The 22,307-nt window shown below is 72.4% G+C and carries 23 protein-coding genes, 1 pseudogene and 1 riboswitch; of the genes and pseudogenes, 17 read left to right on the forward strand and 7 right to left on the reverse strand.

Going from position 1 to position 22,307, the window contains the following annotated elements; genetic code table 11:
* Complete coding sequence (locus C4J65_RS02760; protein WP_162832987.1) at nucleotides 1-1,026, forward strand: NAD(P)-dependent oxidoreductase; 1,026 nt, start codon at nucleotides 1-3, stop codon at nucleotides 1,024-1,026.
* 64 nt (nucleotides 1,027-1,090) lie between these two features.
* On the opposite strand, the gene C4J65_RS02765 is transcribed toward C4J65_RS02760, so the two are convergent.
* The 3 genes and pseudogenes from C4J65_RS02765 to C4J65_RS02775 all read right to left on the reverse strand — a co-directional run bounded on the left by C4J65_RS02765 (nucleotide 1,091) and on the right by C4J65_RS02775 (nucleotide 3,452).
* Entirely contained in the window at nucleotides 1,091-2,704 is a 1,614-nt protein-coding gene (locus tag C4J65_RS02765; RefSeq protein ID WP_115740922.1) for an alpha/beta hydrolase, read from the reverse strand.
* A gap of 160 nt (nucleotides 2,705-2,864) precedes the next feature.
* Nucleotides 2,865-3,032, reverse strand: a pseudogene (locus C4J65_RS02770) (urease accessory protein UreD); the annotation flags it as partial.
* A gap of 135 nt (nucleotides 3,033-3,167) precedes the next feature.
* Complete coding sequence (locus C4J65_RS02775) at nucleotides 3,168-3,452, reverse strand: type II toxin-antitoxin system Phd/YefM family antitoxin (RefSeq protein WP_115740923.1); 285 nt, start codon at nucleotides 3,450-3,452, stop codon at nucleotides 3,168-3,170.
* Nucleotides 3,453-3,563: 111 nt separating this feature from the next.
* Here C4J65_RS02775 and C4J65_RS02780 point away from each other — a divergent pair, with 111 nt between their 5' ends.
* From C4J65_RS02780 to C4J65_RS02795, 3 genes are all read left to right on the forward strand, one after another.
* Nucleotides 3,564-4,199, forward strand: a complete 636-nt coding sequence (locus tag C4J65_RS02780) for an ATP-dependent Clp protease proteolytic subunit (protein ID WP_115740924.1) — start codon at nucleotides 3,564-3,566, stop codon at nucleotides 4,197-4,199.
* 7 nt (nucleotides 4,200-4,206) lie between these two features.
* Nucleotides 4,207-4,515, forward strand: coding sequence for a hypothetical protein (locus C4J65_RS02785; RefSeq protein ID WP_115740925.1), 309 nt, complete (start codon nucleotides 4,207-4,209; stop codon nucleotides 4,513-4,515).
* 542 nt (nucleotides 4,516-5,057) lie between these two features.
* Nucleotides 5,058-5,121: riboswitch (cyclic di-AMP (ydaO/yuaA leader) on the forward strand.
* 35 nt (nucleotides 5,122-5,156) lie between these two features.
* Nucleotides 5,157-5,630 carry a C40 family peptidase gene (locus tag C4J65_RS02795; RefSeq protein WP_115740927.1) on the forward strand — a complete coding sequence of 158 codons (474 nt, stop codon included), beginning with the start codon at nucleotides 5,157-5,159 and terminating at the stop codon, nucleotides 5,628-5,630.
* Here C4J65_RS02795 and C4J65_RS02800 read toward each other — a convergent pair.
* A complete protein-coding gene (locus C4J65_RS02800) occupies nucleotides 5,601-6,113 on the reverse strand; it encodes an ATP-binding protein (RefSeq protein ID WP_115740928.1) in 513 nt (170 codons plus the stop codon). The two genes, C4J65_RS02795 and C4J65_RS02800, sit on opposite strands and share 30 nt — an antisense overlap.
* Nucleotides 6,114-6,329: 216 nt before the next feature.
* Between C4J65_RS02800 and C4J65_RS02805 the strand changes: the two genes are divergently transcribed.
* Nucleotides 6,330-7,190: a helix-turn-helix transcriptional regulator gene (locus tag C4J65_RS02805; RefSeq protein WP_115740929.1), complete on the forward strand. Its 861-nt coding sequence runs from the start codon at nucleotides 6,330-6,332 to the stop codon at nucleotides 7,188-7,190.
* A 21-nt stretch (nucleotides 7,191-7,211) separates the two neighbouring features.
* Nucleotides 7,212-7,442: a DUF397 domain-containing protein gene (locus C4J65_RS02810; protein ID WP_115740930.1), complete on the forward strand. Its 231-nt coding sequence runs from the start codon at nucleotides 7,212-7,214 to the stop codon at nucleotides 7,440-7,442.
* Between the two features lie 42 nt (nucleotides 7,443-7,484).
* On the opposite strand, the gene C4J65_RS02815 is transcribed toward C4J65_RS02810, so the two are convergent.
* Nucleotides 7,485-8,612, reverse strand: a complete 1,128-nt coding sequence (locus C4J65_RS02815) for an 8-amino-7-oxononanoate synthase (RefSeq protein WP_115740931.1) — start codon at nucleotides 8,610-8,612, stop codon at nucleotides 7,485-7,487.
* A 150-nt stretch (nucleotides 8,613-8,762) separates the two neighbouring features.
* Between C4J65_RS02815 and bioB the strand changes: the two genes are divergently transcribed.
* The 4 genes from bioB (at nucleotide 8,763) to C4J65_RS02835 (ending at nucleotide 13,036) form a co-directional block, all read left to right on the forward strand.
* Complete coding sequence (gene bioB / locus C4J65_RS02820; protein WP_115740932.1) at nucleotides 8,763-9,992, forward strand: biotin synthase BioB; 1,230 nt, start codon at nucleotides 8,763-8,765, stop codon at nucleotides 9,990-9,992.
* Complete coding sequence (locus C4J65_RS02825) at nucleotides 9,985-11,271, forward strand: adenosylmethionine--8-amino-7-oxononanoate transaminase (protein ID WP_115740933.1); 1,287 nt, start codon at nucleotides 9,985-9,987, stop codon at nucleotides 11,269-11,271. The genes bioB and C4J65_RS02825 overlap by 8 nt, the downstream gene beginning before the upstream one ends.
* 1 nt (nucleotide 11,272) lies before the next feature.
* Nucleotides 11,273-11,989: a dethiobiotin synthase gene (gene bioD, locus C4J65_RS02830; RefSeq protein ID WP_115740934.1), complete on the forward strand. Its 717-nt coding sequence runs from the start codon at nucleotides 11,273-11,275 to the stop codon at nucleotides 11,987-11,989.
* Nucleotides 11,990-12,358: 369 nt separating this feature from the next.
* A complete protein-coding gene (locus C4J65_RS02835; protein WP_115740935.1) occupies nucleotides 12,359-13,036 on the forward strand; it encodes a class I SAM-dependent methyltransferase in 678 nt (225 codons plus the stop codon).
* Between the two features lie 31 nt (nucleotides 13,037-13,067).
* On the opposite strand, the gene C4J65_RS02840 is transcribed toward C4J65_RS02835, so the two are convergent.
* Complete coding sequence (locus C4J65_RS02840; protein ID WP_115740936.1) at nucleotides 13,068-13,442, reverse strand: fic family toxin-antitoxin system, toxin component; 375 nt, start codon at nucleotides 13,440-13,442, stop codon at nucleotides 13,068-13,070.
* 19 nt (nucleotides 13,443-13,461) lie between these two features.
* Entirely contained in the window at nucleotides 13,462-13,689 is a 228-nt protein-coding gene (locus tag C4J65_RS02845; protein WP_115740937.1) for a toxin-antitoxin system HicB family antitoxin, read from the reverse strand.
* A gap of 120 nt (nucleotides 13,690-13,809) precedes the next feature.
* Here C4J65_RS02845 and C4J65_RS02850 point away from each other — a divergent pair, with 120 nt between their 5' ends.
* The 7 genes from C4J65_RS02850 (at nucleotide 13,810) to C4J65_RS02880 (ending at nucleotide 22,200) form a co-directional block, all read left to right on the forward strand.
* The gene (locus C4J65_RS02850) at nucleotides 13,810-14,235 is read left to right on the forward strand and encodes a GNAT family N-acetyltransferase (RefSeq protein ID WP_115740938.1); all 426 of its coding nucleotides are present in this window, start codon (nucleotides 13,810-13,812) and stop codon (nucleotides 14,233-14,235) included.
* An 82-nt stretch (nucleotides 14,236-14,317) separates the two neighbouring features.
* Entirely contained in the window at nucleotides 14,318-15,706 is a 1,389-nt protein-coding gene (locus C4J65_RS02855; RefSeq protein ID WP_115740939.1) for a hemolysin family protein, read from the forward strand.
* Nucleotides 15,703-16,716, forward strand: a complete 1,014-nt coding sequence (locus C4J65_RS02860) for a hemolysin family protein (RefSeq protein WP_115740940.1) — start codon at nucleotides 15,703-15,705, stop codon at nucleotides 16,714-16,716. The genes C4J65_RS02855 and C4J65_RS02860 overlap by 4 nt, the downstream gene beginning before the upstream one ends.
* A 94-nt stretch (nucleotides 16,717-16,810) precedes the next feature.
* On the forward strand, nucleotides 16,811-17,593 hold the full coding sequence (locus tag C4J65_RS02865) for an SGNH/GDSL hydrolase family protein (RefSeq protein WP_115740941.1): 783 nt from the start codon (nucleotides 16,811-16,813) through the stop codon (nucleotides 17,591-17,593).
* A gap of 85 nt (nucleotides 17,594-17,678) precedes the next feature.
* Nucleotides 17,679-19,121: an adenylosuccinate lyase gene (gene purB / locus C4J65_RS02870; protein ID WP_115740942.1), complete on the forward strand. Its 1,443-nt coding sequence runs from the start codon at nucleotides 17,679-17,681 to the stop codon at nucleotides 19,119-19,121.
* Between the two features lie 786 nt (nucleotides 19,122-19,907).
* The gene (locus C4J65_RS02875) at nucleotides 19,908-21,005 is read left to right on the forward strand and encodes a pyridoxal phosphate-dependent aminotransferase (RefSeq protein ID WP_115740943.1); all 1,098 of its coding nucleotides are present in this window, start codon (nucleotides 19,908-19,910) and stop codon (nucleotides 21,003-21,005) included.
* Between the two features lie 28 nt (nucleotides 21,006-21,033).
* On the forward strand, nucleotides 21,034-22,200 hold the full coding sequence (locus tag C4J65_RS02880) for a cytochrome P450 (RefSeq protein WP_115740944.1): 1,167 nt from the start codon (nucleotides 21,034-21,036) through the stop codon (nucleotides 22,198-22,200).
* Nucleotides 22,201-22,307 lie beyond the last annotated feature (107 nt).

Genomic DNA, 22,307 nt, shown 5'->3' on the forward strand with positions numbered 1-22,307 from the left:
ATGACACGTGCAGTGGTGATCGGGGCGACGGGACAGATCGGGCGGGCGTCGGTCGACGCGCTGGCCCGGGACGGCTGGGAGGTGACGGCCGTCTCGCGGGGCGGAGACCGGGACGGGCGGTGGCCCAAGGACGTACAAGTGGTCCGGGCCGACCGGGAGGACGACGCGGCGCTGTCGGCGGCGGTGGGCGAGGGCTGCGACGTCCTGGTGGACGTGGTGGCCTACGGGGAGCGGGAGGCACGGCAGTTGGTCTCGCTCGCCGGGCGGGTCGGCTCGGCGGTGGTGATCTCCAGTGTCTCGGTCTACGAGGACGACAGGGGCCGCAACTTCGACACGCAGGCCGAGCCCGACGGCTTCCCCGAGTACCCGGTGCCGATCACTGAGGCGCAGCGCACCGTCCGCCCGGGGGACGGCTCGTACAGCACCGGCAAGGCGGCGCTGGAGCGGGAACTCCTCGCGGCCGGCGACCGGTTGCCGGTGACACTGCTGCGGGCGGGCGCGATCCACGGCCCGTACTGCCGGACTCCGCGCGAGCTGTACTTCGTCAAGCGCAACCTCGACGGCAGGCGCCGGCGCGTACTCGCGTACGGCGGTGCGAGCCGCTTCCACCCGGCGAGCGTGCGCAACATCGCCGAGCTGATCCGGCTGGCCGCCCCGCGACCGGGCACGCGCGTCCTGAACGCGGTGGATCCGGACGCCCCGACGGTGACGGAGATCGCGGCGGCGATCGACGCGGTGATGGGCGTCCGGACGCGGGACGTGCTGTTGGACGGCCCGCCGGCGGACGGCGTCGGGGACACCCCGTGGAGCGTGCCCGCGCCGGTGGTGTGCGACATGAGCGCGGCCCGGGAGCAACTGGGCTATCGCCCGGTGGTCCGGTACGCCGACGCCCTGCCGGAGACGGTGGCCTTCATCGAGGAGCGGCTGGCCGGGCGGGACTGGCGGGAGGCCTATCCGAAGATGTTCAAGGCGTACGGCGACCTCTTCGACTACGCGGCGGAGGACGCCTTCGCCGCGGAACGGTAGCGGCACAGGAGCAAGGGGGCGACCGGTCGGACCGGTCGCCCCCTTGCCGCTCGCCCCGTGCGGGTTACGGCTTGGGCGTGGCGTGCGGCGCGCAGGTCACGTCGCGGGCGTCCGTCCTGCCGGTGAGCAGGTAGGTGTCGACCCGGTCGTTGACGCACGGGTTGACCAGGCCGGTGACGCCGTGCGAGCCGGCGTCCCGCTCGGTGATCAGGCGGGAGCCCCTGAACCGCTGGTGCAGTTCGACGGCGCCCTCGTACGGGGTGGCCGCGTCGCGCTCGGACTGGACGATCAGCACCGGGGGAAGTCCCTTGCCGGTCTTCACGTTCAGCGGGGTCTGCTGCTTGACCGGCCAGGTGGCGCAGGGCAGGTTCATCCAGGCGTTGGCCCAGGTCATGAACGGGTGGTCGCGGTGGAGCCGGGTGTTGTCCCGGTCCCAGGTGCGCCAGTTGGCGGGCCACTTGGCGTCGGTGCACTCCACGGCCGTGTAGACGGCGTTGCCGTTCTCCGCGGAGGCGTTGCCCGCGGTGTCGGACAGGTCGGGTGCGGCGGCGTCGACGAGCGCCTGGGTGTCACCGGCGACGTACTGGCTGAAGATCTCCGCGGTCGGCGCCCAGGCCGAGTCGTAGTACGGGGCGCTCTGGAAGAAGGAGATCAGCTCGGCCGGTCCGACGACGCCGCCCAGCGGCTCCTTCGCGGCCCTGGCGCGCAGCTTCAGCCACTGGTCCTGGACCTCGGCGCGGGTGTCGCCGAGGTGGTAGGCGGCGTCGTTCTCGGCGACCCAGTCCTGCCAGTCCTTCCAGCGGCTCTCGAAGGCGACGTCCTGGTCCAGGTTGGCCTGGTACCAGATCTTGTCGCGGGACGGGTTGACGACGCTGTCGACGACCATGCGGCGGACGTGGTCCGGGAAGAGGGTGCCGTAGACCGCGCCGAGGTAGGTGCCGTAGGAGACGCCGAGGTAGTTGAGCTTCTTCTCGCCGAGGGCGGCGCGGATGACGTCGAGGTCGCGCGCGGTGTTCGGCGTGGTCATGTGCGGGAGCATCTCGCCGCTGCGCTCGAGGCAGCCCTCGGCGTACTCGCGGGCGAGCTTGCGCTGGGCGAGCTTGTCGGCCTCCGACCCGGGCACGGGGTCGGCCTTGGGCGCCTTGACGAACTCCTGCGGGTCGACGCAGGAGATGGGCGCGGAGTGGCCGACGCCGCGCGGGTCGAAGCCGACGAAGTCGTAGGCCTTGGCGGTGTTGGCCCACACCGCGCTCTTGCTCGTCACGCGGGCCGGGAAGCGCAGGCCGGAGCCGCCGGGGCCGCCGGGGTTGTAGATGAGCGCGCCCTGGCGCTCGCTCCTGGTGCCGGTGTTGCCGATGCGGTCGACGGCGAGCTTGATCTGCTTGCCGTACGGCTTGGCGTAGTCCATCGGCACCGTGACGTAGCCGCACTGGATGGGCTTGGGCAGGTTCCAGTCGGCGGCGCAGTCCTCCCAGTCGATGCCCGCCCGGGCGGCGCGGGCGGCGGCGACGGCGGCACCGCGCGCCTCCCGGTCCCAGCCCCGCCCGTGCCCGTGGCCGTCGGCCGGGGTGGCGCTCGCGGCAGGTGCCGAGACGGCGCCGGCGATCAGCGTGGCGGTGACCAGCGCTCCGGCCGTGCCGAACGCGGTCGCCCTCCGCCGTATGCTGCTCTTCCTCAAGTGGCCCTCCCCGTACGTGTTCTCGCGACAAGTACGGGGATCCTCGCCGCTGTGGGTTTCCTGAGAACAGAGCCAGTACTACTTCTTTGCCAATCCGATAAACGGAGAAGGGCGTTCGATCGGCGGAGCCGTTCGGCCGACCGTCGACGGAGACTGAGTCCAGCGCGGCGGGCCCCGCGAGCGGCATGACGGCCGCACCCTCCTCGAACACGCGCGCAGCCGGTGGCTCGGTGGCGAAGCCGGGCCGTACGACGACCAGCAGTCCGACCGCGCGGTGTCCCGCCAGCCCGGCCGGTCCGTCCCAACCGCCCGGTGCACCGGGCCCGCACGGTCCGAGAAACCGCGGGTGGATCGGGGTGCGGACCAGGGCTACAGCGTTAGGGCCACGTCACCCGGTTTTGACCGATTGATCACCGATGCCACGGGCGCTTCCCGCGTGCCGCCGCCCGGACGCACGGCCGCGTCAGGACGGGTTCGGCCCCCGGTGCTCGGCGGCGATGCCGAAGCGGTGATGCTCGCGGGGTGCCGAGGCGGCGGCCGCGTCGTGGACCGCGGCGACCGAGGTGATCACCTGGGCGTCCGAGGACTCCTGGACCTCCTCCAGCCGCTCCAGGTCGGTGGCGGAGACGAGGGCGACGAGAGGCTTGCCGTGCCGCGTCACGACGACGCGCTCGCCGCCGTACACCACCCGGTTGATCAGGTCGGCCAGCTCGGCCCTGGCTTGCGTCACCGGAATCTCGTAGGCCATGAGCCCAGCTTACGGTTCCGCCCGAATCCACTCCCAGCCAGCGTACATCCTGTACATTTTTTACAGAGACAGCGCAGTCGAAGTCGGTTCTGCCACGAGGAGGGGTTCGTCATGACCCGGCCGTCCGCCCGCCATGTCCTGCCGGAGTTCACCGAGCACGCGAGTACCGGAGCCCGGACGACGGACCCGTACTCCAAGCTGCTCCAGGAGCGGATCGTCTTCCTCGGGACACCGATCGACGAGACCACCGCGAACGACGTGATGGCGCAGTTCATGTACCTGGAGCACCAGGCAGCGGACCGGGACATCGAGCTGTACGTCAACTCGCCCGGCGGCTCCTTCACCGCCATGACCGCGATCTACGACACGATGCGCTACGTCGCCTGCGACGTAGCCACGACCTGCCTCGGGCAGGCCGGTTCGTCCGCCGCGGTGCTGCTGGCGGCGGGCACGCCCGGCAAGCGCGCCGTCCTGCCGGGCGCCCGGGTGGTGCTCCACCAGCCGGCGCTCACCGAACCGGTGCGGGGGCAGGCGAGCGACCTGGCCGTCCACGCGGAGGAACTGGTCCGCGTCCGCGCCCGCCTGGAGGAGATCCTCGTACGGCACACCGGCCGCACTCCCGAGCAGGTGACCGCGGACATCGAACGGGACACGGTCCTGGACGCCCGACAGGCGCTGGAGTACGGGCTGGTGGACCGGATCGTGCCGGGCCGCAGGACCCCGCCCGCCCCGTCCGGCGCCAGGTGATCCGCCCGTGCTGCCACCCGAGTTGCCGCCGCTGCCCGCCCTGACCCGGGCCGAGGCCGAGGTCATCGATCGCTATCTGGACGTCGTCGACCTGCTCGGACGCATCAACCCGGGGCGGGACGGCGACACCTACCGCGGGCTGCGGGCCGCCCAGGCACTGGTCGGCAAGGCGGCGGCGCTGCGTGACGCGCTGGCGCTGATGCACCGGCGGGGCGAGACGGAGGTGCACGCCGCCACCCTGGCCCGGGCGCTGCGCGTACTCGACGGCGAGCGGCGGACGGCGCGGCTCGGCCTCCCGCCCGCTTCCGAGAGTTGAGCACCTCGAACCCAGACCCGTCACATCCAGACCCATCACATCCAGACCCATCACATCCGGACCCATCACATCCGGACCCATCACATCCGGACCCATCACATCCGGACCCATCACATCCGGACGCATCCGGACCGGGACGAAACGGACCAAACGACGTACCCCCTTTCGGCGTAGGAACACCTCCGATTCGCGACCGGTCGAAGTTGCGGCACCCGTGCGCTCCGCCCGTGCCGCACACCACTGCGCCGCTGGTCCCGGGGCCGTCACCGCTCGCGGCGGCACTTCGAACAGGAGGCGTCGACCCGAACGGGCGAGTGGCACGTAACAACACAAAGGGCACGTTCCGTTGGGAATTCCCTTCAGGACGGGACAAGATCCGTGACTGACGACAAGCCCCCGCCGCAGCGGCGGGGCGGTCCGGGCGGACGCCGAGTCCTGCCGCCGTCCGGACGACCGGTCGCAAGGGAAGTGGATCGGCAGGAGTGGAGGACCCGAGCACGACGGGTCGCCGGCACGGCCGCCTCCGCGGGAGGCGCCGGGCTCAGCGGTCCTTGGGGTGAAGCCGCACACCGCGGCCGGGCAACTTCGCCAGCCCGAATCCGACAGGTCATCCTTCACAGGCGGCTGACGAAGGGTTGCGCATGTCCGCGCTCAATCGTGTCCCGTCGCTGATGGCCCGTGCCGGTACGGCCTCGGCTCTCACCCTCGCCGCCGTGGGCGGCTCCGTCGTGGTCCCCGGTGTCGCCTCCGAGGCGGCCGCGGCGAGCCATGCGACGAAAGCCCTCAAGATCGCGGCCTCCAAGAAGGGCGCCCCGTACCGCTGGGGTGCCACGGGTCCTCACCGGTTCGACTGTTCCGGCCTGACCCTGTACTCGTTCAAGAAGGCCGGCAAGAAGCTGCCCCGCACCGCGGCCCAGCAGTACAACAGGACCAGCCGTGTCTCCGTGCGGAACCGCAAGGCCGGAGACCTCGTGTTCTTCCACTCCGGCAGCAGCGTCTACCACGTCGGCATCTACGCCGGGAAGGGCAGGATCTGGCACGCGCCGAAGACCGGCGCCGTGGTGCGCCTGGAGAGGATCTGGACGTCAAGCGTCTGGTACGGCCGGGTCAAGTAGCCCGCCCGCGGGGGTGGTGGCGTTCTGTCCCGCCGTCACCCCCGCGGGCGCGGCCGGTCCGCCCGGGGGCGCCCAGGGCAGTTCGATGGAGACGGTCTTGCCGCCCTCGCGGGTGGGCCTGACCCTCAGCCTGCCGCCGCACTCGGCGGTCAGCCAGCGAATGATCACCATGCCCCGCCCGTTGTCCTGCTGGACGGCGGCGGGCAGACGCTTGGGGAAGCGCGGGTGGCTGTCGGTGACACCGAGACGCAGCCGCTCGTCGCGGTCGAGAACGAGGTCCACCGTGAAGGTGGGCGACTGCCCGAACGTGTGCTGGACCGCGTTGGTCGCCAGTTCGGAGACGATGAGCCGCACCGTGTCCGCCAGATCGGCGTCGCCCGGCAAGCCCCACTCCGCCAGGGTGCCGACCACGTAGGTCCGCGCGGCGGCCACCGAGGCGGGATCGCTCGGCAGAGTGACGGATGCTTCCAGATGGTCTGCCATGGCGACGTCGTCCCTTTCTCACGGGACCGCAGGCCCGACACGGAGCGGATGGTTCGAGTACGGTCCCGGACTGGTGCTTCACCGCCAGACTGCCATCACCAGGCCCATGAAGGGCGGCGATCCACCAAGATATGCATATATCTGTCGCTCGAAGCGGTGAACTCTGCGACGGCAGAGCGTATTTGGGCGGCTCATAAGGAGTAAGGGAGTTGTCCCATGCAGCACGGTCCCGTGGTGCGCCGCCGCAAGCTGGGCGCGGAACTGCGCGCCCTGCGCACGTCGGCGGGCATCACCAGCGGCGAGGCGGCCCGGCTCGTGGGCTGGCACCAGTCGAAGGTCAGCCGGATCGAGACCGGGACGAGCGGGGCCAAACCGGCCGACGTGCGGTTACTGCTGGACGTCTACGGCGTGGCCGACGAGCAGCTGCGGGGGCTGCTGGTGATGCTGGCGCGGTCCGAGGACGCCGGGGGGCGCCACCACTGGTGGCACGCCTACCGCGGGGTGCTGCCCCCGACGTACCGCGACTTCATCAGCCTGGAGTCGCAGGCCAGCGCGATGCGCACGCTGGAGACCACGGTGGTGCCCGGCCTGCTCCAGACGCCGGAGTACGCCCGCGCGGTGACGCGGGCCGCCGTGGACGGGATGCCGGCGGAACGGCTGGACACGCTGGTGGAGGTCCGGCTGGCCCGGCAGGACGTGCTGCGGGGCGAGCCGCCGCTGGAGCTGAGCGCGGTCCTGGACGAGGCGGTGCTGCGCCGGGAGGTGGGCGGGCCCGGGGTGATGGCCCGTCAACTGGCCAGACTGGTCGAGGCGGCGCAGCTCCCCCATGTCCGGCTCCAGGTTCTGCCGTTTGCCGCCGGGGCGCACATCGGTGTCACCGGCCCTTTCGTAATCTTCTCCTTTTCGAGCACTTCTGATCTGGACGTGGTTGTTCTCGACCACTTGACGAGTAGCCTGCACCTCGAACGGAAAGAAGACCTAGAGGCCTATACCGAGGCCTTCAACGCCCTTCTGATCCATGCCCTTTCGCCCGAGGACTCGTTGGACTTCATCGCCGCGACCGCGGCAGGCGCGTAAGGAGGCACCATGTCAGGCTCCATGTCCGAAGATCCCCGGAACATCCCTGTCAGCACCGATATGACCGGTGTGCGGTGGCTGCGCAGCAGCTACAGCACCGGAGCGAACAACTGCGTGGAGACCGCCCGCCCGTCGGCCGGCCCCCGCGCCGGACTGCTCGCCGTGCGCGACTCCAAGAACCCGGCCGGACCCGCCCTGCTCTTCTCCCCCGGGAGCTGGACGGCGTTCACCGCCGGCGTCGGCCGCGGCTGACCGCGCCGGACACCGGACGACGCACGGCCGTGTCCCGCCGACTCATGGCCGCGTTTCGCCGATCACCCGTACAGCGCGCTCGATCTGTTCCCCGGAGAGGTCCCCGCGAGCGGTCAGCCTGAGCCGTGAGATGCCGTCGGGCACGGAAGGAGGGCGGAAGCAGCCCACGGACAGGCCGGCCGCCCGGCAGTCGGCCGCCCACCGCACGGCCTCCTCCGGGGAGGGTGCGCGCACCGAGACGACCGCGGCGTCCGGACGTACCGCGTCCAGACCCGCGGCGGTCAGGCGTGCGTGCAGTTCGGCGGCGACGGCTCTGGCCCGCGCCGCCCGTCCCGGCTCGCGGCCGAGCAGTCTGAGCGCCGCGAGGGCCGCCCCCGCGGCGGCGGGGGCGAGCCCGGTGTCGAAGATGAACGTGCGGGCCGCGTTGACCAGGTGGTCGACGACCCGGGCGGGGCCCAGCACGGCGCCGCCCTGGGCGCCGAGCGACTTGGACAGCGTGACGGTCACGACGACGTCGTCACGGCCCGCCAGTCCCGCCCCCTGCGGGGCACCCCGGCCTCCCTCACCGAGGACGCCGAGACCGTGGGCGTCGTCGACGACCAGTCCGGCGCCGTGTTCCCGGCACGCTTCGGCGAGCGCGCTCAGGGGCGCGGCGTCGCCGTCGACCGAGAAGACCGTGTCGGAGACGGCCACCGCGGGCCCCTCGTGCGTCGCCAGCGCCTTGCGCACGGCGTCCGGGTCGGCGTGCCCCACGACCTGCGTGGTGCCGCGGGCGAGCCGGCAACCGTCGATCAGCGAGGCGTGGTTGCCCGCGTCGGAGACGACGAGGCTGCCGTGCGGTGCCAGCGCGGTGACCGCGGCGAGGTTGGCCGCGTAACCGGAGGAGAAGACGAGCGCGGCCTCGAAACCGCAGAGCTCGGCGAGTTCGCGCTCGAGTTCGGCGTGCAGTGCGGTGGTGCCGGTCACCAGCCGGGAGCCGGTCGCGCCGCCGCCCCAGGTCCGCGCGGCCGAGGCCGCCCCTTCGACGACCTCCGGGTGCCGGGCGAGGCCCAGGTAGTCGTTGCTCGCCAGGTCCAGCAGCGCCGACGCCGCCGGGCGGGGGCGCAGAACCCGCACGAGTCCGGCCTCGCGGCGCGCCCGGTCCTGCTCGTCGATCCAGCCGAACGCCATGAGGCGGCCCTCCGGTGTTTTGTAGGCAGTGAACAGACATTAGCGGTCCGGCCACCCCCGCGAGGTGTGGCAATACCCACACGTCGATCTGTCAGTGTTGTGCAAAGTCTCCTTGGCCGCGGACGGCCCCTTAGGACAGGATCGGCTCTCATGGACCTGCTGAACACGCTGGTGGACAAGGGGCTTCGGCGCGAGTCGCCGACCCGCGAGGAGGCGCTGGCCGTCCTCGCCACTTCCGACGACGACCTGCTCGACGTGGTGGCCGCGGCCGGAAAGGTGCGCCGCCACTGGTTCGGCCGACGGGTGAAACTCAACTATCTCGTCAACCTCAAGTCGGGCCTGTGCCCCGAGGACTGCTCCTACTGCTCGCAGCGGCTGGGCTCCAAGGCGGAGATCCTCAAGTACACCTGGCTCAAGCCCGACCAGGCCTCGGCGGCCGCCGCGGCCGGTGTGTCCGGGGGCGCCAAGCGCGTGTGCCTGGTGGCCAGCGGCCGCGGTCCGACCGACCGGGACGTGGACCGCGTCTCGGACACCATCAGGGCCATCAAGGACCAGAACGAGTCCGTGGAGGTCTGCGCCTGCCTCGGGCTGCTCTCCGACGGCCAGGCGGAGCGGCTGCGCGAGGCCGGGGCCGACGCCTACAACCACAACCTCAACACCTCCGAGTCGACGTACGGCGACATCACCACCACGCACACGTACGCCGACCGGGTGGACACGGTGCACAAGGCCCACGCGGCCGGGCTGTCCGCCTGCTCGGGGCTCATCGCGGGCATGGGCGAGAGCGACGCGGACCTGGTCGACGTGGTCTTCTCGCTGCGCGAGCTGGACCCGGACTCGGTGCCGGTCAACTTCCTGATCCCGATGGAGGGCACGCCGCTGGCCAAGGAGTGGCACCTCACCCCGCAGCGGTGTCTGCGCATCCTGGCGATGACGCGGTTCGTCTGCCCGGACGTCGAGGTGCGCATCGCCGGCGGGCGCGAGGTCCATCTGCGCACGATGCAGCCGCTCGCGCTGCACCTGGCCAACTCGATCTTCCTCGGCGACTACCTCACCAGCGAGGGCCAGGCGGGCCACGCCGACCTGGAGATGATCGCGGACGCCGGATTCGAGGTGGAGGGCACGGGCGAGGTCACCCTGCCGGAACACCGTGCCTCCGTCCGGGACGGCGGCTGCGGCGCACCCGAGGACGGTGGCGGCTGCGGGTCCCACGGGGGCTCCGACGCCGCCGGGGGGTGCGGCTCGCACGCGGGCGGCGGCGTGTGCGCCCCGGCCTCCGCGCCCGCGTCGGCGCCGCCGCGCCTCGCCGAGGAGCCCCGCACGGACCTGGTGGCGGTACGCCGCCGCGGCGCCGGGACGGACCTCGCGCCCAATGCCTGAGCCCGCGCTGAACGTCGCCGAGCTGCTGGCGCTGGACCGGCGGCACGTCTGGCACCCGTACGGGCCCATGCCCGGCCGGCAGGATCCGCTGGTCGTGGAGTCGGCCAGCGGGGTCCGGCTGCGGCCGGCCGACGGCTCCGGGGAACTGGTCGACGGGATGTCGTCCTGGTGGTCGGCGATCCACGGCTACAACCACCCGGTGCTGAACGCGGCCGCGCGCGAGCAGCTGGAGCGGATGAGCCACGTGATGTTCGGCGGGCTCACCCACGAGCCCGCCGTACGGCTGGCGAAGCTCCTTGTCGACATGTCTCCCGAAGGCCTGGAGCACGTGTTCCTCGCCGACTCCGGGTCGGTGTCGGTCGAGGTCGCCGTGAAGATGTGCCTGCAGTACTGGCGCTCGCTCGGCCGCCCCGGCAAGCGCCGTCTGCTCACCTGGCGCGGCGGCTACCACGGTGACACCTGGCAGCCCATGTCGGTGTGCGACCCCGAGGGCGGCATGCACGAGCTGTGGTCCGGCGTCCTGCCGCGCCAGGTCTTCGCGGACGCGCCGCCGGCGGAGTACGAGGAGACGTACGCCGACCGCCTGCGGTCACTGATCGAGCGGCACGCCGACGAACTGGCCGCGGTGATCGTGGAGCCGGTGGTGCAGGGCGCGGGCGGGATGCGGTTCCACTCCCCCGCGTACCTGCGGGTGCTGCGCGAGGCCTGCGACGCGCACGGCGTGCTGCTGGTGTTCGACGAGATCGCCACCGGGTTCGGGCGCACGGGCGCGTTGTTCGCCGCGGAACACGCGGCGGTGACGCCGGACGTGATGTGCGTGGGCAAGGCGCTGACCGGCGGTTACCTGACGATGGCGGCCACGCTGTGCACGTCGCGGGTGGCCGAGGGCATCTCGCGGGGCGAGGTGCCGGTGCTGGCCCACGGGCCGACGTTCATGGGCAATCCGCTGGCCGCGGCCGTGGCGTGCGCGTCGATCGGGCTGCTGCTCGGCCAGGACTGGCGCGCGGAGGTCAAGCGCATCGAGGCGGGCCTCACCGAAGGGCTCGCGCCCGCCGCCGAGCTGCCCGGCGTACGGGACGTGCGGGTGCTCGGCGCGATCGGGGTGGTGCAGCTCGACCGTGCCGTCGACATGCGGGCCGCGACGGCGGCGGCCGTGCGCGAGGGCGTGTGGCTGCGCCCGTTCCGCGACCTGGTTTACACCATGCCGCCGTACGTCACGGGCGACGCGGACGTGGCACGGATCGCCCGCGCGGTGTGCGCGGCGGCACGGGAGGGATGACATGCCGGTACTGGTGATCACGGGTACGGGCACGGAGGTCGGCAAGACGGTCGTGACCGCCGCCGTGGCCGCGGCGGCCCTGGCTCGGGGCCGGACGGTGGCCGTGCTGAAGGCGGCGCAGACGGGCGTCGGGCCGGACGAGGCCGGGGACGCCCGGGAAGTGGCGCGGCTGGCGGGGAACGTGACGGTCGCCGAAGTGGCCCGGTTCCCCGAGCCGTTGGCGCCGGGCACGGCCGCGCGCCGGGCCGGCCGGGCACCGGTGCGTCCCTGGGAGGTGGCGGAGGCCGCGGCCAAACTCGCCACGGAGCACGATCTGGTGCTGGTCGAGGGCGCGGGCGGACTGCTCGTCCGCTTCGACGCGGAGGGCGGGACGCTGGCGGACGCCGCCGCTCTGCTGGGCGCACCGGTGCTGCTGGTGACGTCGGCGGGGCTGGGCACGCTGAACACCACGGAGCTGACGGCGCGCGAGCTGCGGTTCCGAGGGCTGGAGCTGCCCGGGCTGGTGATCGGCAGCTGGCCCGGGACCCCGGACCTCGCCGCCCGCTGCAACCTCGCGGACCTCCCGGACGTGTCCGGCGCCCCCCTCCTCGGCGCGGTACCGGCCGGGGCGGGGTCCCTCACCCCCGTCGGCTTCCGGTCGGCGGCACCGCGCTGGCTGGCGCCGCCCTTGGACGGCTCCTGGGACGCGGCCGCGTTCGGCGACCGGCACGGCCCGTGACCGGCGGGGTGCCCGGGGCGGGCGGCACGGGAGCGCGCGGCGACGGACCACGCGCCGCCGAGGCGATCCGGGCGCGGGACCCGTTCGGCGTCACGCAGCCAACCTGACCATGGCGGCTTCCCGCCCGCGACGGCCGGCGCGGGACGGTCGGCGCGGGACGGTGCGGGATCGCGCCACTGTGCGGCACCCAACGGGCGGAGTCGCGGCGCGGACACGTTCGCCCTGATCAAGTGGTCCCGGCTGCCGCCGCAGGGGGCCGGGGCCGCGCGGTCGGCCGAGCGCGCTCCGGGCGAGTCGCTCGCGCGGCGGGTGCACCGGGCCTGCGCGGGGGACAATCGCGGTAAGGCGCCGCCTCGTGAGGGAGGTCCCATGCCGCTGCGATCCGCCCGTGCCCGCGGGGTGCCGCGGGACACCGTGCACCATCCGCTGTTCGCCCGCTACTACGCCCGCGTCAGTGTGGGCGCCGAGACCCGGATGGGCATGGCCCGGGTGCGCGAGCGGCTGCTCGCCGGACTGTCCGGGCGGGTGATCGAGGTCGGCGCGGGCAACGGGCTGAACTTCTCGCACTATCCGGGCACCGTGTCAGAGGTTGTCGCCATCGAACCGGAGCGGTCGCTGCGGCAGTTGGCGGTCGAGGCGGCGCTGCGCGCCGAGGTTCCGGTGGACGTGGCACCGGGCGCGGCCGAGGCCCTGCCGGTCAAGAGCGAGGCCTTCGACGCGGCCGTGGTCTCGCTGGTGCTGTGCAGCGTCCGGGACGTGCCGCGCGCGCTCGCGGAGCTGCGGCGCGTCCTGCGACCGGGCGGACAGGTGCGGTTCTTCGAGCACGGCCGGGGCGGCGGGCGGGCGATGGCCTTCACCCAGCGGGCGCTGGACCGGACGCTGTGGCCTCCGCTGTCCGGCGGCTGCCACCTCTCCCGTGAACCGGTGGCCGCGCTGCGGGAGGCGGGGTTCACCCTCGGGCCCTACCGGCAGGTGATGATGCCGGAGCACGGGCCGGCCCTGCCGAGTTCCTACTGCGTCCTGGGCACGGCTTGGCGACCGTCCTGAACAGCGGTGCGACCGGCTGCGGACGGCGCGGTCACCCGCTCCAGCCGCGCAGTTCGTCCGCGATCTCCTCGACCGACGCCTCGCCCTTCTTCACGAGCAGCGCGAGGTCCCGCACCCGTTCGGGCGTGGTGACGACCTCGGCCCCGCTGGCGACCAGGTAGGCGTAGGCGACCGCGGAGGCGAACAGGGCGTTGGAGCGCTCCAGCGCCGGGACGTGGATCAGCAGCTGGAGCAGCGCGGCGGCGCGGGCGTGCGGGGTGTCGTAGACGGGGGTGTCGAATATCTCGGCCCGGTGGCGGGCGACGGCCGCGACGAGCGCTCCCCAGTCGGTGACCTGCGGGTCACCGGGAGTGCGCCGCTCGGCGAGCATCAGCAGCCAGGCGAGGTCGATGGTGAGGTCGTTCATCCGGGACGCGTACGACGGCTCAGCGACGGCCCTCGCCGGCTTCCTCGGCGAACACCTTCTCGTACTCCCGCATGAAGTCGGCGGCGGCCTCCACGAAGGTGTGGCCCGCCTCGCCGGTGTCCTGCCGGACCAGTTCCTCGATGTAGCGGTTCACGCTCATCCCGCGGGCCAGGGCCTTCTCGCGGGCAGCCCGGGCGGTGCCCTCGTCCACCCGCACGTTCAGCTGGGCCTTCTGGGTCTTCGCCATACCTAGAAGCTAGCGCCGGAACGCTAGCAGCGGCAAGGGCCTGCCGCGCCCGTCCACATCCCGGATCCCGAATCCCGGAACAACCGCACGGGTGTCCGGCGCGCGTGGTGGGATCGCGGCATGACGGATCTGCGCATACGGCCCGCCGCGCCCGAGGACCTGGACGCCGTGCTGGCCTTCTGGAAGACGGCCGCCGAGGGGACGAGCATCAGCGACGACCGGGACGGTGTGGAGCGTCTGGTGGCGCGCGACCCCGAGGCACTGCTCCTCGCCGAGCGCGAGGGGGAACTGGTGGGCACGGTGATCGCGGGCTTCGACGGCTGGCGCTGCCACCTGTACCGGCTGGCGGTGCACCCGGACCACCGGCGCCGGGGCATCGGCTCCGCCCTGCTCGCCGCGGCCGACGAGCGCTTCGTCCGGCTCGGCGGGCGCCGCGGGGACGCGATGGTGCTGGTGCGCAACGAACGGGCCCAGCATGCCTGGCGCGCCGCCGGGTACGAGCCGCAGGAGCAGTGGCGGCGCTGGGTGAAGCACCTCACCGACTGAGCGACCGCGAGGCGAAAGGTTGAAGGCTTGAACATCGGGCGAACCTGCGGGTCCTGGCCGATCATGGTTCCGAGGTGACCCGATGACCGAAGTGCTCCTGCTGCTGGTGGCGATCCTGCTCTCGCTGGCGTGCGGCGCCTTCGTCGCGGCCGAGTTCTCGCTGACCACCGTCGAGCGCGGGGAGCTGGAGCGAGCGGCGGAGCGGGGCGAGCGGGGCGCGGCGAGCGCCCTCAAGGGCGTACGGAACCTGACCTTCCAGCTCTCCGGCGCCCAGCTCGGCATCACGGTCACCAACCTGGTGGTCGGCATGCTCGCCGAACCCTCGGTCGCGGCGCTGATCGCGGGCCCGCTGGAGGACCTTGGGGTGTCGCGCTCGACGGCGTCCTCCCTGGCGCTGGTACTGGGCACCGCCCTGTCGACGGTCTTCCTGATGATCGTCGGGGAGCTGGTGCCGAAGAACTGGGCGATCTCCTCGCCGCTGGCCGTGGCCAAGCGGGTGGGCGGCCCGCAACGCTGGTTCAGCGCGGCCTTCCGGCCCTTCATCACCCATCTGAACAACACCGCCAACCGCATCGTGCGGCGCTTCGGCGTGGAGCCCGCCGAGGAACTGGCGTCCGCGCGCGGCCCGCAGGAGCTGGCGGCGCTCGCCCGGCACTCCGCCAAGGAGGGCGCGCTGGAGGCCGACACCGCCGAGTTGTTCGTGCGCACGCTGAACCTGGCCGACCTGACGGCGCAGCAGGTGATGACCCCGCGCGTCCAGGTCGTCGCCCTCGATGCCCGGGCGACGTGCGAGGACGTGGCGAACGCGACGCGGGCGACCGGGTTGTCCCGGTTCCCGGTCTATCAGGACAGCCTCGACGCCGTGGTCGGGACGGCGCACGTCAAGGACGTCCTGGCGGTGCCGGCCGAGCGGCGGCCCGGGATGCCGGTCGCGGACCTGATGCGCGAGCCGCTGCTGGTCCCCGAGTCGCTGACCGTGGACCGGCTCCTGGACCGGCTCTCCGGGCGGCGCACGATGGCCGTGGTGATCGACGAGTACGGCGGTACGGCCGGGGTGGCCACGCTGGAGGACATCGTCGAGGAGGTGGTCGGCCAGGTGCGGGACGAGCACGATCCGCACGAGACGCCCGACCTGGATCCGGCCGGCACGGACGAAGCGGGGCACGCGCTGTACTGGGCCGACGGCTCCGCCCGCGTGGACCGGCTCGAACGGCTGGGCCTGCGGGTGCCCGAGGGCCCGTACGAGACGGTCGCGGGGCTGGTCGCGGCCGGTCTCGGGCACATTCCCGTCGTCGGCGACAGTCTCGATGTCGCCGGCTGGCGGCTGGAGGTCGTGGACGCCACGGGGCGCAGGGCCGCCCGGGTGCTGATGCACGCCCCCCTGGTCGACGGAGCGGACAGAACCGACGCCGCCGACACCGCCGAGCCCGGCCCGGGCGGCGGGGAGGACGAAGGGGAGGCCGGCCGGTGACCGCCGTACAGCTGCTGATCGGTCTGGCGACCCTGGTCGTCAACGCGTTCTTCGTGGGCGCCGAGTTCGCGCTGATCTCCGTGCGCCGCAGCCAGGTGGAGCCGTACGCCGAGGAGGGCGACGCCCGGGCGAAGCGTGTGCTGTGGGGGCTCGAGCACGTGTCGGCGCTGCTGGCGGCGGCGCAGCTCGGCATCACACTGTGCACGCTGGTCCTCGGCATCGTCGCGGAACCGGCGATCGCGCACCTGCTGGAGCCGGTGTTCCACGCGGTGGGCGTGCCGTCGGGCGCCGGGCACGCGGTGTCGTTCGTGATCGCCCTCGGGCTGGCGACGTATCTGCACATGCTGCTCGGCGAGATGGTGCCGAAGAACATCGCGCTGGCCGAGCCGGTGCGCAGCGCGCTGATCCTCGGGCCGCCGCTGGTGGCGCTGTCCCGGGCCCTGCGTCCGGTGATCTTCACGGTCAACGCCTTCGCGAACGGGCTGCTCAAGCTGCTCCGGGTCGAGGCCAGGAACGAGGTGGCGGCGACCTTCACGGACGCGGAACTGGCGGAGATCGTCAAGGACGCGGGCGAGGCGGGGCTGATCGACGACCGGGCACGGGAGCGGCTGCACGACGCCCTGGAGCTGGGCCGCCGGCCGGTGCGGGACGTGGTGCTGCCGCTGGAGCGCGTCGTCCACGCGCGCGTGGGCATCACCCCGGAGCAGTTGGAGCGGCTTTCGGCGCAGTCGGGGTTCTCCCGCTTCCCGGTGGTGGACGACGGGCGGCGGATCGTCGGCTACCTGCACGTGAAGGACGCGCTGGACGCCTCGCCGCGGGACCTGCCGTTCCGGCTGCGGGACATGCGCCCGATCGCCCGGGTGCGCGAGCGGACCCCGCTGGACGACGTGCTCACCGCCATGCGGCGCAGCCGGACGCACCTCGCGGCGGTGCTCGGCTCCGACGGACGGCTGGCGGGCCTGGTGACCATGGAGGACGTCCTGCGGGAGCTGTTCGGGCAACGGACGTGAGGCCGGCGTCCGGCGGGCCCACGGGCCGTCGGGGACCGCGCCGCGGAGGGCGACCGACCGGCGGGTATGTGCAGGGGATACCATTTCCGTCGCCATGCAGACGAACCCCACGTACACCAGTCTCGTCGCCGTCGGCGACTCCTTCACCGAGGGCATGTCGGACCTGCTGCCCGACGGCTCCTACCGGGGCTGGGCCGACCTCCTCGCCGCGCGGATGGCGGCCCGCTCCCCCGGCTTCCGGTACGCCAACCTCGCCGTGCGCGGGAAGCTGATCGGGCAGATCGTCGACGAGCAGGTGGATGTGGCCGCGGCCATGGGGGCCGACGTGATCACGCTGGTCGGCGGGCTCAACGACACGCTGCGGCCCAAGTGCGACATGGCCCGGGTGCGGGACCTGCTGACCCAGGCCGTGGAGCGGCTCGCACCGCACTGCGAGCAGCTGGTGCTGATGCGCAGTCCCGGCCGCCAGGGCCCGGTGCTGGAGCGCTTCCGGCCCCGCATGGAGGCCCTGTTCGCCGCGATCGACGACCTGGCCGGGCAGCACGGCGCCGTGGTCGTCGACCTGTACGGGGCCCGGTCGCTGGCCGATCCGCGGATGTGGGACGTGGACCGGCTGCACCTGACCGCCGACGGCCACCGCCGGGTCGCGGAGGCGGTGTGGCAGTCGCTCGGCCACGAGCCCGAGGACCCCGACTGGCACGCGCCGGTCCCGGCGACGCCGCCGCCGGGGTGGGTGACGCGCAGGACCGCCGACGTCCGGTTCGCCCGGCAGTACCTGCTGCCCTGGATAGGCCGCAGGCTGACCGGCCGCTCGTCCGGGGACGGCCTGCCGCCCAAGCGCCCGGACCTGCTCCCCTACGAGGACGCCGCGCGGTGATCCCGGGCCCTCGGGGCCCTTCGTAGGTTCCGACGAACCGCCCCGCGGCGCCGACCTGCACGAATCGCCAGTAGAATCCGTCTACGTGACTTCCGCTCCCGCCAAGCCCCGCATCCCGAACGTCCTCGCCGGACGCTACGCCTCCGCCGAGCTCGCCACCCTCTGGTCGCCCGAGCAGAAGGTGAGGCTCGAGCGGCAGCTCTGGCTCGCCGTGCTGCGGGCCCAGAAGGACCTGGGCATCGAGGTGCCCGACGCCGCGATCGCCGACTACGAGCGCGTCCTCGACCAGGTCGACCTGGCCTCGATCGCCGAGCGCGAGAAGGTCACGCGGCACGACGTGAAGGCGCGGATCGAGGAGTTCAACGACCTCGCCGGGCACGAGCACGTCCACAAGGGCATGACCTCCCGCGACCTGACGGAGAACGTCGAGCAGCTCCAGATCCGGCTCTCGCTGGAGCTGGTCCGGGACCGTTCCGTGGCCGTCCTGGCCCGCCTCGGCAAGCTGGCCGGCGAGTACGGCGAGCTGGTCATGGCCGGCCGCTCGCACAACGTGGCGGCACAGGCGACGACGCTGGGCAAGCGGTTCGCCACCGCCGCCGACGAGCTGCTCGTGGCGTACGGCCGGGTGGAGGAGCTGCTCGGCCGCTACCCGCTGCGCGGCATCAAGGGCCCGGTCGGCACCGCCCAGGACATGCTGGACCTGCTCGGCGGGGACGCGGGCAGGCTCGCCGAGCTGGAGCAGCGGATCGCCGGGCACCTCGGCTTCTCGCAGGCGTTCACCTCGGTCGGCCAGGTCTACCCGCGCTCCCTGGACTACGAGGTGGTCACCGCGCTGGTGCAGCTCGCCGCCGCGCCGTCCTCGCTGGCCAAGACGATCCGGCTGATGGCCGGGCACGAGCTGGTCACCGAGGGCTTCAAGCCCGGCCAGGTCGGCTCGTCCGCGATGCCGCACAAGATGAACACTCGTTCCTGCGAGCGGGTCAACGGCCTGACGGTGATCCTGCGCGGCTACGCCTCGATGACCGGCGAGCTGGCGGGCGACCAGTGGAACGAGGGCGACGTGTCCTGCTCGGTGGTGCGCCGGGTGGCGCTCCCCGACGCGTTCTTCGCGCTGGACGGCCTCCTGGAGACGTTCCTGACCGTGCTCGACGAGTTCGGTGCCTTCCCGGCCGTCGTGGCCCGGGAGCTGGACCGCTACCTGCCGTTCCTGGCGACCACCAAGGTGCTGATGGGCGCGGTGCGGGGCGGGGTGGGCCGCGAGGTCGCGCACGAGGCGATCAAGGAGAACGCGGTCGCCTCCGCGCTGGCCATGCGCGAGCAGGGCGCCGAGCGCAACGAACTCCTCGACAAGCTGGCCGCCGACGACCGCATCCCGCTGGACCGTGCCGCCCTGGACGCCCTGATGGCCGACAAGCTCTCCTTCACCGGCGCCGCGGCCGGCCAGGTCGGTGTCGTCGTCGGCCGGATCGAGGACATCGTCAAGCGGCACCCGGAGGCCGCCGGTTACACCCCCGGAGCGATCCTCTGACCCGCTTCACCCGGGCCGAGCCGGAGGCCGCCCGCGACCGTCTCGTACCGGACGTCGTCGCGGACGGCCTCCGCGTGCTGTTCCGCGGCGGTGCCGGAACGCCGGCTCAGCCGGGATCGGGGGCGGTTCGCCCCGGGTGACCGGGTGTTGCTGCCGTGGCGGTCTGACTCTTGCTTGCGACCGACCCCACGGGTGTCCTGGTGTTGATCTGTCGACCGTCCGGCCGGGCACGCAACAAGCGCTGCCGCATCGACGGCACCGGCTCCTACGGCGCCACCCCGGCCTCGTTCCTTCGACGGGCCGGGCACACAGCCACAGCCTGAGATCTCCACGGAACCCGGGGCGGTTCGTTTCGATCCGTCGCCCCTCCTCGTGCGGGCCTGCGCCGTGTGCCGCTGGGGAACCGACTCCGAGCCGGCTCCCGACGAGTTGGCGGCGGCCGGCAAGGCCGTCCCGCTGTTTTGTGGCTCGTCGCAGTCCGGTGCGACCGGGACCTCGGACTTCGGCGACCGATCGCGCGGCATTCGGGGTTGCGCGGCGGCCGTTCCTTGTGGGGCAAACGACCGGCACACCCTTGGACGGGGCCGGACTACTGTGCCCGTCGTGAGGGCTGAGAGCCGACCGAGGCGGCCCGTCACCTCACGTTCTTCAGCCCGCTCAGAAGCCAGGCAGTAGGCACGTGCTGCCCGCGAGCAGATCGAGAGAAGAGGACGACCCGACGTGGCGCACGCCCCCGCCCACCACTCCAATGTCTCGGCGCGAGTCTCAGGTCTGCCACAGAGCAACATGATCGAGGTGTTCAAGCTCGCGCGGTCGCGGGACACGATCGACCTGGCCATCGGCACTCCCCGCTTCCCGGACCTCTCCCCTCAGCTCGTCGAGGCGGCATCCCGCGCCCTGCGAGGCGGGCACAACCAGTACGAGGACCCGGCGGGCCACTCGCTGTTCCGGCTACGGATCGCGGAGGCAATGACCGCCGCCACCGACCCCGACACCGAGATCACCGTCACCGCCGGAGCCACCGAGGCTCTCCTCGTCGCGCTGCTGGCGACCGTGGATCCCGGTGACGAGGTCATCGTCCTCACTCCTGGTTTCGAGCAGTTCACCACCACGATCGACATCGTCGGCGCCACACCCCGGTTCGTACGTCTGCACGCGCCCGACTGGCGCTACGACTCGGCCGACCTGGCGGCCGCCTTCAATACCAGGACTCGCGCCATCCTGCTCAACAGCCCCAGCAACCCCACGGGGCGTGTCCTCGACCGCCAGGAACTGGACGACATCGCCGTACTCTGCGAACGCTGGAACACCACCGTGATCTGCGACGAGGTCTACGCCGCGTACGTCTTCGACGGCACCCCTCACCTCTCCGTCGCGGACGTACCCGGGCTGGCCGAGCGCAGCGTCGTCATCGGATCCTGGTCGAAGAGCCATGCGGTCAGCGGCTGGCGCCTGGGCTTCCTGCGGGCGGACCCCGAACGCACCGAGGCGTTCCGGCGGGTGCACCAGCTGACCACCCTGGGCACAGCGGCTCCGCTCCAGGTCGCGGCCGCGCAGGCGGCCGGTTCCGTCGATGTCGACGCGGCACGCGAAGGCATGGCCGCACGGCGCGACCTCGCGCAGGACATCTTCTCGCAGATGGGCATGAAGTTCGCCACCGCGGAAGGCGGCTGCTATCTCTTCGCGGATTTCAGCTCCCTGGTGGAGGGCCCGCCGGACAGCCTTGCCTACGTCCGCGGGCTGATGGAGCGTACGGGTGTCCTGCTCACCCCCGGCACGGCCTTCTTCGCCGACCCCGCACTCGGCGAACCCTACGTCCGGATCGCATTCAACCGGCCCATGGAGACGCTCCACGCCGCCGCGCGCAGCCTGCTGGCCGCCTGATCCACGGACCATCACGGGGAGTCGACACATGAGCCACTTCAGCGACCGGCTACTCGGTCCCGTTCCGTACTTCCTGGAGCAACCCGGAGGCGAGGACGTCGTTCCGTTCGTGACACCCGCCGGAGACCGCATGTGGCTCGTGTGCGACTACTCCCTGGCACGCCGGGTCCTGACGGACGAGAGGTTCAGCCGGGCCGAGGCCGTCAAGCCACACGCTCCCCAGCTCATCGACGCGCAGCCGGTACCGGCATCCATGGCAAGCATGGACGGCACGGACCACACACGGCTTCGCCGGCTGGTGGCCGGAGCCTTCTCGACGCGCCGGACAGCCGCGCTGCGCCCCGGCATCGAACGACTGGCCGACCAGCACCTCGACGCCCTTGCCGCGGCAGGCCTCGGCGCCGACCTCGTCCACGAGCTGGCCGCGCCGCTTCCGGTGGCGGTCCTCTGCTCCTTGCTCGGAATCCCACCGGAGGACGTCCCACAGTTCCGCGGCTGGGTCGAGGTGTTGTTCGACCTCTCGCTCGGCACCCCGGAGAAGAAGGCCCGCCACCGCCTGGAGCTCGCCGACTACATGGCCGACCTGATCGAGCGCAAGCGCCGGACCCCTTCCGTCGACCTGCTCAGCAGCATGATCGAGGCCCACGACCGGGGCGAGGTCTCGATGGACGAGCTGCTCACCATGGGCCTCGCACTGCTGATGGCAGGTTACGAGACGACCGTCGGCCAGCTGGGCCTGTCCGTACTGTCGCTGCTCGCCGACCCCGTGGCGTACGCCGACCTGAGCGAGCGGCCCGGAGACTTGGTTCCCACGGTGGAGGAACTGCTGCGCCTCAACCCGTCGACCCCGCTGAGCTTTTCCAGGGTCGCGTTGGTGACCATGCCCCTGGGCAGTATCACCGTCCGGGCCGGCGAGGCCGTCATGGTGTCACTGCTGCACGGCAACCGGGACAGTGGCACGTTCCCCGAACCCCACGGACTACGTCCGAGCCGACGCGATGCCGCTCACCTGACGTTCGGTCACGGGATCCACCGCTGCGTCGGCGCACCACTGGCCCGGCTGCAACTACAGGTCGTCCTGGGGCGACTGACGCAGCGCTTTCCCACTCTGCGCCTCGCATCCCACCCCGAGCCGGTGATCTGGAAGGACGGCCTGGGCACCCGGGGACTGGCCCGGCTGCTCGTGGAGTGGTGAACACCACCGCCGCCCGCGCTCCTGTGGAACGGCCCGACGGCCCCGAGTACGCCTCTCACGAAGCGAGGAACCGCGTGTCTGTTGAGAACATCCGCACCGACGGAGAC

Origin of the sequence: Streptomyces sp. CB09001, from assembly GCF_003369795.1 — a bacterium.
Lineage (GTDB): Bacteria > Actinomycetota > Actinomycetes > Streptomycetales > Streptomycetaceae > Streptomyces.